The organism is Streptomyces liliifuscus (assembly GCF_016598615.1).
GTDB lineage: Bacteria > Actinomycetota > Actinomycetes > Streptomycetales > Streptomycetaceae > Streptomyces > Streptomyces liliifuscus.
In genome coordinates this window covers 9897565-9913838 of sequence record NZ_CP066831.1, presented here as the reverse complement: position 1 = coordinate 9913838, position 16274 = coordinate 9897565, and the positions used below count along the sequence as shown (strand labels likewise).

Annotated in this window: 17 protein-coding genes; 12 read left to right on the top strand and 5 right to left on the bottom strand. The window is 70.8% G+C overall.

Going from position 1 to position 16274, the window contains the following annotated elements; genetic code table 11:
• Positions 1-393 carry an SseB family protein gene (locus JEQ17_RS43245; protein ID WP_200400370.1) on the bottom strand — a complete coding sequence of 131 codons (393 nt, stop codon included), beginning with the start codon at positions 391-393 and terminating at the stop codon, positions 1-3.
• A 357-nt stretch (positions 394-750) separates the two neighbouring features.
• Between JEQ17_RS43245 and JEQ17_RS43240 the strand changes: the two genes are divergently transcribed.
• Both JEQ17_RS43240 and JEQ17_RS43235 read left to right on the top strand, forming a co-directional pair.
• Entirely contained in the window at positions 751-1335 is a 585-nt protein-coding gene (locus JEQ17_RS43240; RefSeq protein WP_200400369.1) for a TMEM165/GDT1 family protein, read from the top strand.
• Positions 1336-1478: 143 nt separating this feature from the next.
• Positions 1479-1937, top strand: coding sequence for a MarR family winged helix-turn-helix transcriptional regulator (locus JEQ17_RS43235; RefSeq protein WP_200400368.1), 459 nt, complete (start codon positions 1479-1481; stop codon positions 1935-1937).
• 133 nt (positions 1938-2070) lie between these two features.
• Here the strand turns inward: JEQ17_RS43235 and JEQ17_RS43230 are convergent, their stop codons facing one another.
• Positions 2071-2928, bottom strand: a complete 858-nt coding sequence (locus JEQ17_RS43230; protein WP_200400367.1) for a LysR family transcriptional regulator — start codon at positions 2926-2928, stop codon at positions 2071-2073.
• Positions 2929-3262: 334 nt separating this feature from the next.
• On the opposite strand from JEQ17_RS43230, the gene JEQ17_RS43225 reads away from it, so the two are divergent.
• The 9 genes from JEQ17_RS43225 to JEQ17_RS43185 all read left to right on the top strand — a co-directional run bounded on the left by JEQ17_RS43225 (position 3263) and on the right by JEQ17_RS43185 (position 12482).
• Positions 3263-4015 carry an alpha/beta fold hydrolase domain-containing protein gene (locus tag JEQ17_RS43225; protein WP_200400366.1) on the top strand — a complete coding sequence of 251 codons (753 nt, stop codon included), beginning with the start codon at positions 3263-3265 and terminating at the stop codon, positions 4013-4015.
• Complete coding sequence (locus JEQ17_RS43220; protein WP_200400365.1) at positions 4012-4920, top strand: sulfurtransferase; 909 nt, start codon at positions 4012-4014, stop codon at positions 4918-4920. The genes JEQ17_RS43225 and JEQ17_RS43220 overlap by 4 nt, the downstream gene beginning before the upstream one ends.
• A gap of 53 nt (positions 4921-4973) precedes the next feature.
• The gene (locus JEQ17_RS43215) at positions 4974-5858 is read left to right on the top strand and encodes an ABC transporter permease (protein WP_200400364.1); all 885 of its coding nucleotides are present in this window, start codon (positions 4974-4976) and stop codon (positions 5856-5858) included.
• Between the two features lie 62 nt (positions 5859-5920).
• Positions 5921-6667, top strand: a complete 747-nt coding sequence (locus JEQ17_RS43210; RefSeq protein WP_200402020.1) for an ABC transporter ATP-binding protein — start codon at positions 5921-5923, stop codon at positions 6665-6667.
• Positions 6664-7644, top strand: coding sequence for an ABC transporter substrate-binding protein (locus tag JEQ17_RS43205; RefSeq protein ID WP_234048585.1), 981 nt, complete (start codon positions 6664-6666; stop codon positions 7642-7644). The genes JEQ17_RS43210 and JEQ17_RS43205 overlap by 4 nt, the downstream gene beginning before the upstream one ends.
• Positions 7645-7708: 64 nt before the next feature.
• The gene (locus JEQ17_RS43200; protein WP_200400363.1) at positions 7709-8809 is read left to right on the top strand and encodes an LLM class flavin-dependent oxidoreductase; all 1101 of its coding nucleotides are present in this window, start codon (positions 7709-7711) and stop codon (positions 8807-8809) included.
• A 111-nt stretch (positions 8810-8920) separates the two neighbouring features.
• Positions 8921-9931, top strand: coding sequence for an ABC transporter substrate-binding protein (locus JEQ17_RS43195; RefSeq protein WP_200400362.1), 1011 nt, complete (start codon positions 8921-8923; stop codon positions 9929-9931).
• A complete protein-coding gene (locus JEQ17_RS43190; protein WP_234048584.1) occupies positions 9928-11091 on the top strand; it encodes an acyl-CoA dehydrogenase family protein in 1164 nt (387 codons plus the stop codon). Before JEQ17_RS43195 ends, JEQ17_RS43190 begins: the two co-directional genes overlap by 4 nt.
• Entirely contained in the window at positions 11088-12482 is a 1395-nt protein-coding gene (locus JEQ17_RS43185; RefSeq protein WP_234048583.1) for an FAD-binding oxidoreductase, read from the top strand. Before JEQ17_RS43190 ends, JEQ17_RS43185 begins: the two co-directional genes overlap by 4 nt.
• Positions 12483-12699: 217 nt before the next feature.
• On the opposite strand, the gene JEQ17_RS43180 is transcribed toward JEQ17_RS43185, so the two are convergent.
• Both JEQ17_RS43180 and JEQ17_RS43175 read right to left on the bottom strand, forming a co-directional pair.
• Complete coding sequence (locus JEQ17_RS43180) at positions 12700-13107, bottom strand: SseB family protein (protein WP_200400361.1); 408 nt, start codon at positions 13105-13107, stop codon at positions 12700-12702.
• A 121-nt stretch (positions 13108-13228) separates the two neighbouring features.
• Positions 13229-14470, bottom strand: coding sequence for an acyl-CoA dehydrogenase family protein (locus JEQ17_RS43175; protein WP_200400360.1), 1242 nt, complete (start codon positions 14468-14470; stop codon positions 13229-13231).
• A gap of 226 nt (positions 14471-14696) precedes the next feature.
• Between JEQ17_RS43175 and JEQ17_RS43170 the strand changes: the two genes are divergently transcribed.
• Complete coding sequence (locus tag JEQ17_RS43170; RefSeq protein ID WP_200400359.1) at positions 14697-15962, top strand: alpha-L-fucosidase; 1266 nt, start codon at positions 14697-14699, stop codon at positions 15960-15962.
• A 24-nt stretch (positions 15963-15986) separates the two neighbouring features.
• On the opposite strand, the gene JEQ17_RS43165 is transcribed toward JEQ17_RS43170, so the two are convergent.
• On the bottom strand, positions 15987-16268 hold the full coding sequence (locus tag JEQ17_RS43165) for a metal-sensitive transcriptional regulator (protein WP_200400358.1): 282 nt from the start codon (positions 16266-16268) through the stop codon (positions 15987-15989).
• Between the last annotated feature and the right edge of the window lie 6 nt (positions 16269-16274).

Below are 16274 nucleotides of genomic sequence, written 5' to 3'. Positions count from 1 at the left end.
TCACGCGGCTTTCAGGGGTGGGCCCAGCAGCAGGTGCACGCCCTCCGCCGACAGCGTCACGGCCTCGGGCGAACCCGGGTCGATGGTGAGCGTCAGGCCGCGCACCGGCCAGTGGGCCGGAATCATGCCCAGGGGCACGAGGTGGTAGCACTGGACGTCCGGCAGGGCCTGCGCCATGCGCTCCTCTGACGTGAAGACGAGGACGGCCCGGCCGGTGACCGGCAGGATCAGTTTCGACGTCTCCGTGTCGGAGGCCGGCACCAGCACCTTGGTCCCGGCCAGCCGCGTCCGCGCGGCGCCGTCCAGGCCGTTGTGGGCCAGGACGCTCAGGGCGCGCAGGATCACATCGGACGTGTCGTCCGAGGTTGTCGCTTCGTGAAGTGAGCCGTTCATGAGGGTTCCGCTCGTGAGTCGCGGGCGGGACCATCCCTTGCCCGTCCGCGTCGAGTGTTCTTCGCATACCCCCCGCCCGCACTCTCATGCGAGACCCGTATGGGTGTCCTGTACACTGAGTGACTGCGAAGGGGAGTAGTCCTGCGAACCGGTCGTCGACACACTGGAGCCCTCGGGTTCCCGGTGGCCGGGCCCGCGTGATCACACGGGTGGACGAGACCTTCGGCCAGGCATTGATGTGCCCGCAAGTCCTTGCGGCGCACCCCGTCATGCCGGGCCGAACGGTTCTCCCGTCGCCCCGGTCAAGGGCGCTTCGCGAAGATCCGGGGGCCCGGTCCTTACAGAAAGTCACCCGGAATGCATCTCGACCCTCTGGCGATCCTCACCGCCTTCGGGCTGATCTTCCTCGCCGAGCTGCCGGACAAGACGATGTTCGCGTCGCTGGCCATGGGCACCCGTATGCGGCCGCTGTACGTGTGGTTCGGTACGTCCACCGCGTTCGTCGTGCACGTCGCTATCGCCGTCGGCGCCGGAAGCCTCATCGGCCTGCTGCCCGACTGGACCGTCAAGTCGGTCTCGGCCGCGCTCTTCGCGTTCGGCGCCTTCATGCTGCTGCGCAGCGGAGGGGACGACGACGAGCAGGACGCCGGAGGCCGGACCGTGACCGGCTTCTGGCCCGTCTACACGACCGCCTTCATGGCCGTCTTCATCAGCGAGTGGGGCGATCTGACGCAGATCACGACCGCCAATCTCGCGGCCACCAACGGCGTCGCGTCCGTGGCCGTCGGTTCCGCCGCCGCCCTCATGTCGGTCTCCGCGCTCGCGCTGCTGGCCGGGCGGTTCATCGCCAAGCGCGTACCGCTGAAGACCGTGCAGCGGATCGGCGGGCTGTGCATGCTCGGACTCGCCGTCTGGTCGGTCGTGGAGATCTTCGCCGGGTGACGACCGGCGCGGGAGCCCGTCACGGCCCAAGACCTCAGGACGATCACCTGCCCGGGAGGCGTCCCTGAGCAAGGTGAGCAACTCCATGCAACTGCACTAGTTGCATGGTAAACAATAGCCGCTTTCTCTGTTACCGTGCGGATATGGCAGCAGAGAAGGTCGCTCCCCCGCTCGAGGACCAGTGGCGGGACATCCTGTCGGTGCACGCGCGCACCATGTGCGAGATCGACCGCGAACTCCATCCGCACGGCCTCGGCGCCAGCGACTTCGAGGTGCTCGACATCCTCGCGTCGGGCACGACGACCGTGGACCCGGACTCCGACTCGCATACGGGCGTGGGTTCGGGCACGGGCACGAGCTCAAGCGCGGGTCGGGTCGAGCAGTGCCGGGTGCAGAACATCGCCGACCGGGTCCATCTCAGCCAGAGCGCCCTCTCCCGCCTCATCGGCCGCCTGGAGAAGGAGGGCCTGGTGGAGCGGAGCGTCTGCCAGGAGGACCGCCGCGGGGTCTGGGTGGCCCTCACCGGCAAGGGCCGCGATCTGCACACCGAGGTACGCCCGCTGCAGCGCGCCGTCCTGGCCCGCATGCTCGCCAAGGGCTGAGGCCCTAGAGCTGAGGGCTCAGGGCTCAGGGCTGAGGGCTCAGGGCTCAGGGCTGGGAGCTGAAGGCTTGTAACTGAGGGCTCAGGGCTGAGTCGCTCCGCGCCAAGAGCCCGAGTCCCCGGCTGGGGCCGAGTCATCCCGCCGGGCGCAGCAGCTTCCGTACGGCATCGAACGCCGCAGCCACCGTCTCCGGGTCGGCGCCCGGCCGGGCCAGCGCGCTCATCGGGATCGGTGTGACCGACGGCAGTCCGTCGTACGGGCTCAGCCCGTCCGGCGCGGGCCCGACCGCGGCGAGGAGCGCCACACCCACACCCGTGCGCGCCACGTCGAGCACCCCCGCGAGATAGCCGGCGTCGCCCACCACCGTGGCGGCGACTCCGTGCGCGGCGAGGGTCGCGATGGCCCGGCGACGGATCGCGCACGGGTCCTCGATGGCGACCAGCGGGACCGGAGCGGGCGCGGCCGGCGGCACCCACCCGGGAGTGGCGTGCCAGGTCAGCGGGAGGCCGCCGACCGGAGTCCCCTCGGTGGCCGCCGCCTCCGTCACGTACACCGCGACGTCCACGCTGCCGCGCTCCACGGCCTCGACGAGCCGTGCCGAGCGGTCGATGCGAAAGCGCACCCGGCAGCCGGGCCGCACCTCCTGGACGGCCGCGGTCAGCCGGGGCAGGAACTGGTCGGCGGCGTGCTCGGTGGACCCGATGGTGACGGTGTCGCCCTCAGTGTCGAGCAGCACCCGCACGGCCTCGTCGTGCACGGCGAGGATGCGACGGGCCTGCTCCACGAGGAGCCGCCCCTCCGGGGTGAACCGGGTGCCCCGGCCCTCGCGTTCGACGACCGGGCTCCCCAGCGTCTTCTCCAGCCTGCGCACATGCTGGCTGACCGCGGACTGGCTCAGGGCGAGGGAGTGGGCCGCGCGGTGGAAACCGCCGCAGTCGGCTATCGCGGTCAGGCTGCGCAGGGCCACGATGTCCAGGACAGGTTGGGGCATACGGCGACCGTAGCCCGTCCCCCTTATCGATCGCGATCGCTGATCGATTTCGATGCGGAATCGTCGTTGGACGGATTCCGCACCGGCCGGTCATGATGAACCCATGGTTCCCACGACCGCTTCCGCTGCCCTTCTGACGCAGCGCCGAGTCATCGACTTCGGCGTGGCGTGCAGCGCGCGCTGTCGTTGATTCCCCGCCGGTCACCGGCGTTCCCGCTCGGCCTCCACTGATCGTGTCTCCCCTGTCCTGACACGTGTCGGCAGGCTGCCGCGCCTCCCCCTCGCTCCTGCGGTCCTCCTTATCCCCTGCCCTGAACAAGGGAGTTGCTTCTTCATGCCCTCCTCGCTGTCCGCCTCCTGGGACGAACCCGAAGGTCTCGCCGCCCGCGGCACGCTGATCGTGCTGGCCGGCCGGGGCGAGCACGGTGGCGTGTACGAGCGGTTCGGCCGCCGTCTCGCCTTCGACGCCTATCGCGTACGTGCCCTCGGTGACCCGGTCGCCGATCCGTCCGTGCTCGACGAGGCGGCCAAGCTCCTCGCCGACGAGTCCCTGCCCGGTCCGAAGGTGCTGGTCGGCTCGGACACGGGTGCCCTGTACGCCGCCGGGCTCGCCGCCGAGCAGACCCCGGGGATCGACGCGCTGATCCTGGCCGGTCTGCCCACCGCCCCCTGGGCGTCCGGAAGTTGGGAGTCAGGGAGTCGGGAAGCCGGGAGTTCCTCCGGGAGTTGGGAGGCCGAGGTCGAGGCACGGACCGCCTGCCCCACCCACCAGGCACGCCTCACGAACGACCCGGGCTTCCGGCGCGGGGCACTGGACACGACCCCGGACCTGCCGGAGCCGCGGCTGGATCTCGTACGGGTTCCGGTGCTGGCCCTGCACGGCGCCGAGGACACGGTCAGCCCACTCGCCGACGCGCTCAGCGCATACGAAGGGCACGTCGGCGTACGGACCGTGACCTTCAACGGCGGCCGGCACGACGTGCTCAACGACGCGCTGCATCGCACCGCCGCCGCCACGGTCGTGCTCTTCCTGGAACGCCTGCGTCTCTCCCCCGAACTCCCCGCGATCGCTGAGGGCCTCGCATGAGCGCCCGGGTGACGACGACGGTCGCGGAGCTGCGCGAGCTGTTCGACTCCGGGCAGCCGCCCGTACTGCTCGACGTGCGCTGGGCGTTGGGCGACCCGCACGGCCGCGACCACTACGAGACCGCTCACATCCCGGGAGCCGTGTACGTCGACCTGGACCGCGAACTGGCCGGTCCGCCGAGCCAGGAGTGCGGCCGTCATCCGCTGCCGGACCTCGCGGATCTGCAGGCGTCGGCGCGGAGTTGGGGCCTCGGCGAGGGGCGGCCGGTCGTCGTGTACGACGACCTGGGCAACACGGCGGCGGGCCGCGCCTGGTGGCTGCTGCGCTGGGCCGGAGTGCCCGAAGTGACCCTGCTCGACGGGGCGTTGGGCGCTTGGCGGGCGGCGGGGCTGCCGCTGGAATCCGGTCCGGGTGCGACAAGGCATGCGGCGAACGAGCCGAAGCCGGATACAGGTGCGCTGAAGCCGGATCCAGATACGGCGGAGCCGGGTGACATCGTCCTCCGGCCGGGCGGACTGCCGGTGACGGACGCCGACGGGGCGGCCCAACTCGCCGTCACGGGCCTGTTGTTGGACGCCCGCGCCGGAGAGCGCTATCGCGGAGAGCAGGAGCCGGTCGACCCTCGCGCGGGCCACATCCCGGGCGCGGTCTCCGCACCGACCGGCGAGAACCTCGCGGCCGACGGGACGTTCCTGCCGCCCGAGGTGCTGCGCAAGCGGTTCGAGGACCGCGGTGCCGGTGAAACGACCGTGATCGGCGTGTACTGCGGGTCCGGTGTCACCGCGGCCCACCAGATCGCCGCCCTCGCGATCGCCGGGTTCGACGCGACGCTCTTCCCCGGCTCCTGGTCGGCCTGGTCCGGCGATCCCGCCCGCCCGGCCGCGACCGGTTCCCTGCCGTCCTGATGCGCACCGAGCAGTCCCGAACCGCCTTCGGCCCTCCCGAGAGGAAGACCGCCATGCCGACCAAACAGATCGGGGTGACAGCCCCGCCACTGGAGAAGCCCGAACCGCCCGCCGAGCCCTCACCCGCCCGCGTCACCATCCGCGGTACGGCGCATCTCCCCCGCCGCCGTCTGTCCGTCCCCCGTTCCGTACGCCGTGCCGCCGGACCGGTCGGGCTGATGCTCCTGTGGTTCCTGGGCTCCGCCACCGGTGTGCTCCCCGAGTCCGTGCTCGCCTCGCCCGTGGATGTCGTACGCCAAGCCGTCGAGCTGACCAAGACCGGCGAACTGCCCGACGCAATCGCCGCGTCCGGGCGCCGGGCGGCGACCGGCTTCCTCATCGGAGCGACGGTCGCCCTGTCGCTGTCCCTGCTCGCCGGGCTGTTCCGGCTCGGGGAGGACGTCATCGACTCCTCCATGGGCATGTTCCGGGCGATCCCGTGGGTCGGTCTGATCCCGCTGTTCATCGTCTGGTTCGGCATCGAGGAGACGCCGAAGATCGCGCTGGTGGCGCTCGGCGTGACCTACCCGCTGTACTTCAACATCTACGGCGGCATCCGCTCCACCGACGCCCAACTCGTCGAGGCCGCACGGATGATGGGGCTCGGCAGGCTCGGTCTGATCCGGTACGTCATCCTGCCGAGCGCGCTGCCCGGTGCCCTCGTGGGACTCCGGTACGCCCTCTCCACCGCCTGGCTGGCCCTCGTCTTCGCCGAGCAGATCAACGCCGACGCCGGGCTCGGATATCTGATGAGCAACGCCCAGCAGTACTTCCGTACGGACGTCATCGTGCTGTGCCTCGCCGTGTACGCGCTGCTCGGCCTGGCCTGCGACTTCGCCGTACGGGTCCTCTCGCGCCGCCTGTTGAGCTGGCGTGCCTCCTTCGAAGGCGAGGCGTGACCATGACCGCAAACACCGTGAACACCGTGAAGTCCCAGCCCGCGACCGCGACCCCGACCGCGGTGGCGAACAGTATCGAGATCCGCGGTCTGTCCCGGGCCTTCGACGGCAACACCGTGCTGCACGAGCTCGATCTCGACATCCGTGAGGGCGAGTTCGTGGCCCTGCTCGGCCACAGCGGCTGCGGCAAGTCGACCCTGTTGCGCATCCTGGCGGGACTCGACGACGAGATCGGCGGCGAGGTGACCGTGCCGGCCCGGCGCAGCGCCGCGTTCCAGTCGCCGCGCCTGCTGCCCTGGCTGAAGGTGTGGCGCAATGTCGTCCTCGGGCTGCCGGGCCGGCCCGACCGGGCGCTGGCCGACAAGGCGCTGGACGAGGTCGGGATCGCCGAGCGGGCCACCGTCTGGCCCAAGACGCTCTCCGGTGGTCAGGCCCAGCGCGTCTCGCTGGCCCGGGCCCTGGTCCGTGAGCCCGAACTCCTGCTCCTGGACGAGCCGTTCGGGGCGTTGGACGCGCTGACCCGCGGCAAGGTGCAGCAGCTCGTCGCCGAGCTGTGGGAGCGGCACGGCTGCGCGATTCTCCTGGTCACGCATGACGTGGAGGAGGCGCTGCTGCTCGCCGACCGCGTCCTGGTGATGGACGAGGGGCGCATCGCCCACGAGGTCACCGTCGAGCTGCCCCGCCCCCGCGATCTGACCGCACCCGAGTTCGTCACACTCCGCGCCCGCCTGCTCGGCTGGCTCGGCGTCACCCACACCGGCACCTCCGACGTCCCCAACTCCCGTACCTCCGAAGGGAACCCCTCGTGAAGCGCACCATCTTCCGTACGCTCGCCGCCGCTCTCGGTCTGAGCGCCCTGTTGACGGTGACGGGCTGTGGAGGGGATTCCGCCGCGGACACGGCCGGCGGCTCCTCGGACGTCACGCTCACCATCGGCGACCAGGCCAAGACCCTCCAGACGATCCTTGCCGGTTCCGGGGCCCTCAAGGGGGCCGACTACAAGGTGAAGTGGGCCGAGTTCGAGGGCGCCGCCCCGCTCTTCCAGGCCGTGCAGGCGGGCGCCGCCGACACCACGTACTCCGCGGACCTGCCCGCGCTCCAGGCGCTCAGTGGCGGGGTGAAGTTCAAGAACGTCGCCGCTCTGAAGAACGACGGGCATCACACCGGGATCGTCGTCAGCAAGAACTCGGACGTGAAGAGCGTCAAGGACCTCAAGGGCAAGAAGGTCGTGGTGTCCTCCGCGAAGGGCAGCATCGCCGAGTACCTGCTCGCCAACGTGCTTCAGCAGAACGGCCTCAAGTACTCCGACGTGAAGGTCCAGTACCTGCTGCCGACCGACGCGCAGGCCGCCTTCTCCTCCGGGAAGATCGAGGTCTGGGCGACCTTCGGGGTCTACCAGGCGGTCGGTCTCCAGCAGGGCGGCAGGCTGCTGGTCGACGGCGCCGACGGACGGATCAGCGGCTACGGGTTCATCGGGGCCTCCGAGAAGGCGCTCGCGGACAAGGCGAAGAAGGCCGCGCTCGGCGACTTCCTGAAGCGGCTCGGTACGGCCCTGAAGTGGACCAGCACCCACCAGGACGCGTACGCCGACGCCATCGTCGAGCGCAACGGCGCCGATCCCGCGATCGCGAAGACCCTAGCCTCGGCCGCCTACAGCAAGGTGCTGCCCGTCACGCCCGAGGTGAACGGAACCGTCCAGGACGTGGCCGACCTGATGCACGGCATCGGTGTCCTCGACCCGAACGTCGATGTGGCGAAGTCCGCCGACGCCTCCGTCCTCAAGTAGCGGCCGAGAGCCTTCAAACAGCCGCCGAGAGCCTCAAGCGGCTTTCCGAGCAAAGGAGTTCACCATGCCTGTCGAGTTCATCAGCGCCGTGCACACCGACTCCGGGGCGTCCGGACCGGCCGCCGCGAGCCGTACCGGTCTCGACGTCGACCATCTGCGCAGGTACGCCCGGGCGTTGGACGACGGAGGCTTCGACCACACGCTGGTCGCCTACCACTCGGCCTCGCCGGACGCCTTCCAGATCGCCCAGTTCGTGGCCACGCACACCGAGCGGGTGCGTCCGATCCTGGCGCACCGGCCGGGCGTGATCTTCCCGACGCACGCGGCCCGCGCGCTCGCGACTCTCGACCGGATCAGCGACGGCCGGCTGACCGTGCACATCATCTCCGGCGGCAGTGACGAGGAGCAGCACCGCGAGGGCGACTACCTCGACAAGAGGGAGCGGTACGAGCGCTCCGACGAGTACATCCAGATCCTGCGGAAGGTGTGGCAGGCCGACGGGCCCGTGTCACACGAGGGCGAGTACTTCAGGTTCGAGGGTTACTACTCGGACGTGAAGCCGGTGAACGGCCTGGTCCCGATCTCGGTGGGCGGCTCCTCCCAGGACGCTTACCGCGTGGGCGGCCAGCAGGGCGACATCTTCGGGCTGTGGGGCGAGCCGTTGAAGGAGACGGCCGAGCAGATCGCCGCCGTGAACGCGGTCGCGGACGCCGCCGGGCGCCCCCGTCCCCGTATCTGGGTGTCGTTCCGTCCGATCATCGCGCCCACCGACGAGCTGGCCTGGGAGAAGGCGCACCGCACCCTGGGCGTGCTGAAGGACCAGGCGCAGAACACCGAGTTGCTGCGCCACTACAGGACGAGCGGCCGCCCGGCCAACGTCGGTTCGCAGCGGCTGCTCGACATCGCCGAGCGGGGCGAGGTGCACGACCGCTGCCTGTGGACGGCCCCGGCGGTCGCCACCAACGCGGCCGGCGCCTCGACCGCACTGGTCGGCTCCCCCGAGACGGTCGCGAAGGCGCTGCTCGACTACGTGGACATCGGCTGCGACCTGCTGTCGATCCGCGGCTACGACCCGCTCAACGACGCGATCGACTACGCCCGTTACGTCCTGCCGCTGGTCCGGCAGGAACTCGCCCACCGCGCTTCGGCCGACCGGGCCGCCTGACTCTTCGGGCCCCCGAGCGGTCTCTCGTCGCTCCTCCCCCGCTCTCCGGCCTCCGTCCCCTGCCCTCCGTCCTCCGTCCTCGTCTGAATCGATTCCTCTCATGGAGACTCCGTGTTCCGTCGAACCCTGCTCACGTCCTCCGCCGCGCTCGCGCTGCTGCTGCCGCTCGCCACGGCCTGCGGAGGTGACGCGGAGGCCGAGTCCTCGTCCTCCTCGGACCTCTCCTCGGTGACACTGGCCGTCGGCGCCACCGGCTGGAAGAACGAGGAGGCCGTGCTCAAGTTCGCCCACCTAGACGACACCCCGTACAAGGTCAAGTGGAGTCTGTTCCAGGGCGGTGACCAGCAGCTCCAGGCCGTCCGGGCCGGAGCGCTCGACCTGGCCTCCTCCAGCGAGATCCCGCCGATCTTCGCCGCCGCCGACGGCAGCCCGAACTTCAAGGTGGTCGCCGTGCAGCGCGGCACCACCCTCAACCAGGAGGTCATCGTCCCCAAGGGCTCCGAGGTGACGGACATCGCGGGCCTGAAGGGCAAGAAGGTCGGCTACGTCCAGAACACCACCGCCCACTACTTCCTGTACGAGCTACTGAAGCGGGCAGGTCTGAAGTGGTCGGACATCGACGCCAAGCCGCTCCTGCCCAACGACGGACTGGCCGCCCTGAACGGCGGCGGTATCGACGCCTTCGCGTCCTACGGCACGTCGGTCATCACCGCCCACCAGCAGGGTGCCGTCACCATCGGCTCGGGCAAGGACGTACTGTCCGGCAACTTCCTCTGGTCGGCCCGTGACAACGTCCTCAAGAGTCCCGGCCGACGGGCCGCCGCGGCCGATCTGATCGCCCGGATCACCAAGGCGTACGCGTACATCCGTGACGGCCGCGAGCACGAGTTCGCGAAGGTCGTCGCCAAGGCCACCCACCAGCCCGTGGCCCAGGCGGAGAAGGACTTCCGCGACGCGCAGGCACAGCGGCCGACCCAAGCCAGGACGGTCGGCGACGACACCATCGCCTCGCAGCAGAAGGTCGCCGACGCCTTCACCGAACTGGGCGCCCTGAAGGGAAAGCTGGACGTGAAGTCCTTCTGGAGCCGCGCACTCGACACCGATCTGGAGAAGGCCCTGTGACCGTGCAACCCCGCGTGAACCCGAGCGTGAGCCCGGAGGCAGACCCGGACCTGCTGACCGCGCGCCTCGCCGAACTCTCCGTCAAGTACGACCGGTCGGGCGCCTTTCCCGCCGAGTCGATCCAGGTGGTGCACGAGGCGGGGCTGCTCACCGCGACCGTCGGGGAGCGGTACGGCGGCCGGGGCGCCCGCGTCGAGGAGACCGCGCGCATCCTGCACACCCTCGGCCGAGGTGATCCGTCCGTGGCCCTGATCACGGCGATGACCCTCAACACCCACGCCCGCGAGGCCGTACGTCCGACATGGCCCGAGGAGCTGTACGCGCGCGTGCTCAAGGAGTCCGAGGAGCGGCCGGTTCTCGTCAACCACGCGCGCGTGGAGCCCGATCTGGGTTCCCCGGCGCGGGGCGGACTGCCCGCGACGGTTGCCCGGCGTACCGCGGACGGCTGGTCGGTCAGCGGGCGCAAGCGGTTCGTGACGGGCGCGGAGGGACTGGACTGGTTCCTGGTGTGGGCGACCACCGATGAGCCGGAGCCGCGCGTGGGCACGTTTCTGGTGCCCGGCGGCTCGCCCGGCATCGAGATCACCGACCGGTGGGACCAGCTGGGGCTACGGGCGAGCGGCAGCCACGATGTGACATTCCGGGACGTGGAGGTCCCGTACGAGAACGTCATCGGGCTCGGCCCGCACGGTCCCGCGAGCGAGCAGGACAACCGGGCCGGAGCGTCGCTCCATCTCCCGCTCGCCGCGCTGTATGTGGGGGTCGCGCGTGCGGCGCAGGCGTTCTTCCACACCTTCGCGCACACGCGTGTGCCCGCCAATCTCGGTCACCCGGTGGCCCGTACCGAACGCTTCCGGCGGACGGCCGGGGAGATCGAGGTGCTCCTCGCCACCGCCGAGCAACTGCTCTTCGACGGGGCCGCGCGGGTCGACGCCGAGGACCCCGCCTACACGCCGGAGCAGGCCCTCGGTGCGCGCGTACTGGCCGACCGGCACGCGGTACGGGCCGTGGAACTGGCCGTGCGGCTGCTCGGCAATCCGGGGCTGGCCCGCGGCAACCCTCTGGAGCGGCACTTCCGTGACATCCAGTGCGCGCCCGTGCACGCGCCCCAGGAGGACATCTCCCTGCTCGCCATCGGAACGAAGGCACTCGACCTGTGACCGCTCCCACGACGACCGCTCTTGAGTCCACGAAGGCCGCCGAGTTGCTCGGGCTGCTGGCCCGTGACCTGGCCCCCGACCGGCTGGCCACCGATCCGCGCACGCTGGCCGCGCACGCCACCGACCGTTCCGGTGCCCGGTCCGACGGCAGTCCCCTGGCTGTCGTCCACGCCCGGCGCACCGAGGACGTGACGGTCACCCTCCGGCACGCGCATGCCCTGGGTGTGCCGGTCGTGCCGCGCGGTGCGGGCACCGGTCTTTCGGGCGGCGCGACCGCGGGCGAGGGCGTGCTGGTCCTCGACCTGTCCGGCATGAACCGCGTCCTCGAACTGTCGGCGGACGACCAGCTCGCGGTCGTCGAACCAGGCGTGATCACGGCCGAGCTGGACCGCGCGGCCGGCGCCCACGGCCTGCGGTACGCGCCCGACCCCGCCAGCGCCGCCATCTCCACGATCGGCGGGAACATCGCGACCAACGCGGGCGGGCTGCGCTGCGCCAAGTACGGCGTGACGCGGGACAGCGTGCTCGGTCTGGAGGCGGTGCTCGCGGACGGCACGGTGATCAGGACCGGCCGCCGTACGGTGAAGGGCGTCACCGGCTACGACCTGACCGCCCTCCTCACCGGCTCCGAGGGCACCCTCGCGGTGATCACCTCGGCGACGCTGCGGCTGCGGCCCGTCCCGGTGGCGACGGCCACGCTCGCCGCCTACTTCCCGTCCTTCGAGGCCGCGGCCGAGGCGTCGTACGCGATCGGCCGGGCCGGGGTCGAACCGGCGCTCGCGGAGCTGGTCGACGGGCCCGTGCTGCACGCCATCGACCCCGAACTGCGCGAGCGGGGGGCGGCGTTGCTGGTCGTCCAGTGCGATGGCGCGGGTGCGGCCGTGGAGGCGGAGGTGGTGGCGCGACTGCTCACGCCACTGGCGACGACGGTCGAGGTGACCGACGATCCCGCCGAGGCCGAGTCGCTGCTCGCCGCGCGTCGGCTGGCTCTGCCCGCCCTGGAACGGCTGGGCCGGCCGCTGATCGAGGACATCGCCGTACCGCGCTCGCGGCTCGCGGAGGCGGCTCGTTCCATCCGTGCCATTTCCGAACGCCATGGCGTCCCGATTTTCACCATCGCGCACGCTGCCGACGGGAATCTGCATCCGATCATCGTCGTGGATCCGGATCCGGATCTGGACCGGCTCCCGGATGCCGCGTGGGAGGCGGCGGGCGAGATCTTCGCGCTTGCGTTGCGGTTGGGGGGCACGCTCACGGGAGAACACGGCGTGGGTGTTCTGAAGCGGCAGTGGGTCGCGGAGGAGCTGGGGCCCGCGGCGCACGCGCTTCAGCGGCGGCTGAAGGAGGCGTTCGATCCCCGGGGGATCCTCAACCCCGGCAAGAGCCTTTGAGCACCGGCCGCTCCCTGTTCTCTGTCGGCTGCGGGTTGTGTGTGGCTGGTCGCGCAGTTCCCCGCGCCCCTAAAGACAAAAGCTGGGGCGCAGCCCTGCTTTTAGGGGCGCGGGGAACTGCGCGACCAGCCCCCACGCACCCGCACCCGGACACGAACCAGGGGCGCGGGAGCCGAAGGCGTCCCGCGCCCCGAAGGGCCACCCGACCAGGGCCGGCTCAGGCGTGCGGCCGGGCCAACAGCGCGCGCACACCCTGCGAGCTGAGCGTCAGCCCATGCGGCGCACTCGCGTCGATGCTCAGCGAGACCTCACTGGTGGGCCACTGCGCGGCAAGCGCACCCAGCGGCACCAGGCGGTAGCGCGAAACGGACGGCAGCAGCTCGGCCATCCGCACCTCCGAGGTGAACACCGGGACCAGCGGGTCCCCGCCCGGCTGCTCGATGACGGGCAGGGCGACGACGGAGGGATCACCGGCCGCCTCGTCATCGGCGTCGTCCGGCACCGGGACCAGCACGTCGCTGCCGGCCAGGGTGTCCAGGGCATCGCCGTCCTCGGCGTTCTCGGCCAGCACGGTAAGCGCTCGCTCGGCCTCCGCCGTGACGTTGTCGTTCGAGGAAATCTCCATGGCACATCCCGACGTAGTAACGAAAACAGGCCGCCCGGACCAGGTTCCGACCCGGGCGCGGCTGGTCGCGTACCCGACGCGGGACGGGCCATGCACGTCTCACCCGGACGTCACCGAACGCTCACGGAATCAGCGGGATGTCGTGGGACGGCAGCCCGAGCCGATCGCAGCCGACGCGCCTCGCGAGCGGCTCGGCCATGCTCGGCCCGATGTGGGACCAGTACGTGGCGGCGTCCCGGAAATAGCGCTGCATCCGCTCCCCGTCACGGGCATGGCGAGAACCCGCCGTGCGGAAGAGGATGCTCTGCGTGACGTCCCAGGCCATGCGGCCCGCCGTGAGGAAGACCAGCGCGAGGCGGTTGTCGTCGGCGATGGTGAAGGGCGCCTCCCCGGAGACGTTGCGGCGGCAGGTCTCCATGTAGTCCTCGGCGCTGCGCTGGAGTGCCGCCTCGGCGGTGTGGATCGCACCGAGTGCCTCGCCCAGGTGGCGCTGGTAGTCCTGGAGCTCGGCCCGTGTGCGGTCGGGTTCCAGGGTCAGCGGCCGCTCGGCGAGGATCCGGGCGTACTCGTCGGCGGCGGCGTACGCGGTGCCGACCATGATGGCGGCCAGTTCCCCGTGGAAGAAGCTGGGGGCACGGCCCGCGTACAGCGCGTTGCCGTGCAGCTTCGATCCGGGTGTGCCGCCCTCCACGGGCAGGTCGAGTAGGCCCGCCTCCCGGGTGAGGTACTCGGGGATGCGGGCCTGTTCCATGCGGATGCTGTTGGAGCCGCTGCCGCGCAGCCCGAGGACGCCGTGCCAGTCGTCGAGCAGCGTCCACACCGAGCGCGGCGCGACGAACAGCACGAGCGGTCCGGGCGGGTCGCCCGGCTTCTCCGGGGCGCGCAGGCTCTGGCCGACGTAGTGCGTGGAGTACGGCGATCCGGAGGAGTACGGCCAGGTTCCGTCGAGGACGACATGCCCGTCGCCGTCCGGCGTGGCCACGCCGACCGGCATGACCGTGGACGCGGCGCGGAACTCGCCGTCGTCGCCGAAGATCTCGTCCTGCGCCCGCTCCTCGAACTGCGCCGCGACCTGGAGCACATGGGCGGCGGTCAGCGAGAGCGCCCAGCCGGTGGAGGGGCAGCCGCGGGCGATCTCGGTGACCACGCGGTAGAAGGTCGGCACGCCGAACTCGTATCCGCCGTAGCGGCGCGGCTGCAGGATCCGGTAGAAACCGGCCCGCAGAAAGTCGTCGTGCGTGTCTTTGGGATAGCGCGTCAACCGCTCTGTCTCCGGCTGACGTTCGAGCAGTGCGGGCCGCAGGGCGACGGCTCGGTCGATCAGTTCGTGTTCGGTCAGTCCGGGCTCGGGAGCGGCGATCACGGTGCCTCCTGACGTGTGGGGCCGTCCGTACGTGTCGCGATACAGGTGATTGAACACGCCACGGGCACCCGCTGTACCCATCGGATAGCGCCAAGTAGTGGCGTACGGGAGTGACCCGGCGGCGCGCGCAGGCACCTCCCGGCATCCGGATCCCAGGGTGAAAACGGACCAGTAGTGGTGACCGTCGCCCACGCGTGGGAACCGGGCGCGCGCCTAGCGTGGAGCCATGCCGATGCAACCCTGGTTTCCCGATGCCAAGCTGGGCATCTTCATCCACTACGGCGTCTACGCCGTGGGCGGCGCCGCCGAGTCCTGGTCGTTCTACACGGGCGAGATGACGCACGAGCAGTACATGAAACAGCTCGACGGCTTCACCGCGTCGCACTACGACCCGGACGCCTGGGCGGAGTTGTTCGCCCGGGTGGGCGCGCGGTACGCGGTGCTCACCGCCCGGCACCACGACGGTGTCGCCCTGTGGGACACCGACCACCGCAATCTCGACGTGGTGCGGGACACTCCGGCGGGGCGCGACCTGGTCACCGGCTTCGTCGACGCGCTGCGCGCCCGGGATCTCAAGGTCGGCCTCTACTACTCGCACTCCGACTGGAACCACCCGGACTACGCGACCGAGCGGCACCCCGGGCCGGTCGTCGTGCCGCCCAACGAGTACTCGCACGCCGAGCCCGGCAAGGAGGACCCGGCGGCCTGGGCGCGCTATCTCGCGTACCGCGACGGCCAGGTCGGCGAGCTCGTCAAGCGCTTCCGGCCCGACATCCTCTGGTTCGACGGGGAGTGGGAGCGCACCGAGGAACAGTGGCGGATGGGCGAGCTCGCCGAGCTGATCCTTTCGGGCAACCCGGACACCATCCTCAACGGCCGCATGCTCAGTTACGGCGACTACGCCACGCCGGAGCAGGGCACCCCGCTGCGGGCCCCGGACGGCCCCTGGGAACTGTGCCTCACGATCAACGACTCATGGAGCTTCCGGCCGCAGGACCGCGACTTCAAGTCTGTGCGCCAGCTGGTCCGGTACTTCACCGAGACGATCGGCATGGGCGGCAATCTGCTGCTGGGCGCCGGACCCCGCGAGGACGGCACGATCCCCGAGGAGCAGATCGAGCGCCTGGAGGGCCTCGGTGCGTGGATCGCGCGGCACTCCGACGCCGTGTACGGCACGGTCGCGGGGCTGCCCGCCGGGCACCACTACGGCCCCAGCACCCTGTCCGCCGACCGGCGCACCCTCTACCTGGTGTGCTTCGACGCTCCCCGCGAGTCCGTCTCGATCCGCGGCCTGCGCAATCCCGTCCGGCGGGCCACGGTCCTCGGTACGGGTGCGGAACTGGGCCACCACGTCACCGGCGGCCTCGACACCGTTCCCGGTGTGACGTGGATCGACGCGCCCGCCGCCTCCGACCTGGACGACCGGGCGACAGTGATCGCAGTCGAACTCGAAGGGGAGCTGGACCTCTACACGGGGGCGGGGCGCCTCTGACGACGGCCGTCCGGCACGGGTGCGTCAGGCGAGGGACAGGAAGAGCTTCTCCAGGCGCGCCCGCATCTGGTCGCGGTCCAGATCCTGCTCGCCGCTTTCGTCGGTCATGCAGTGCTGGAGTCCGGTCGCGATGATCGCGAACCCGGCGCGGTCCAACGCCCTTGAAGCCGCTGCCAGTTGGGTGACCACTTCTTCGCAGGACCGCCCCTGTTCGATCATGTTGATCACGCCCGCGATCTGCCCCTGGGCCCGCTTGAGGCGGTTGATCACGGACTTCAGCTCGTCGGCCGCCATCTGCAGTTCCATGTGGAG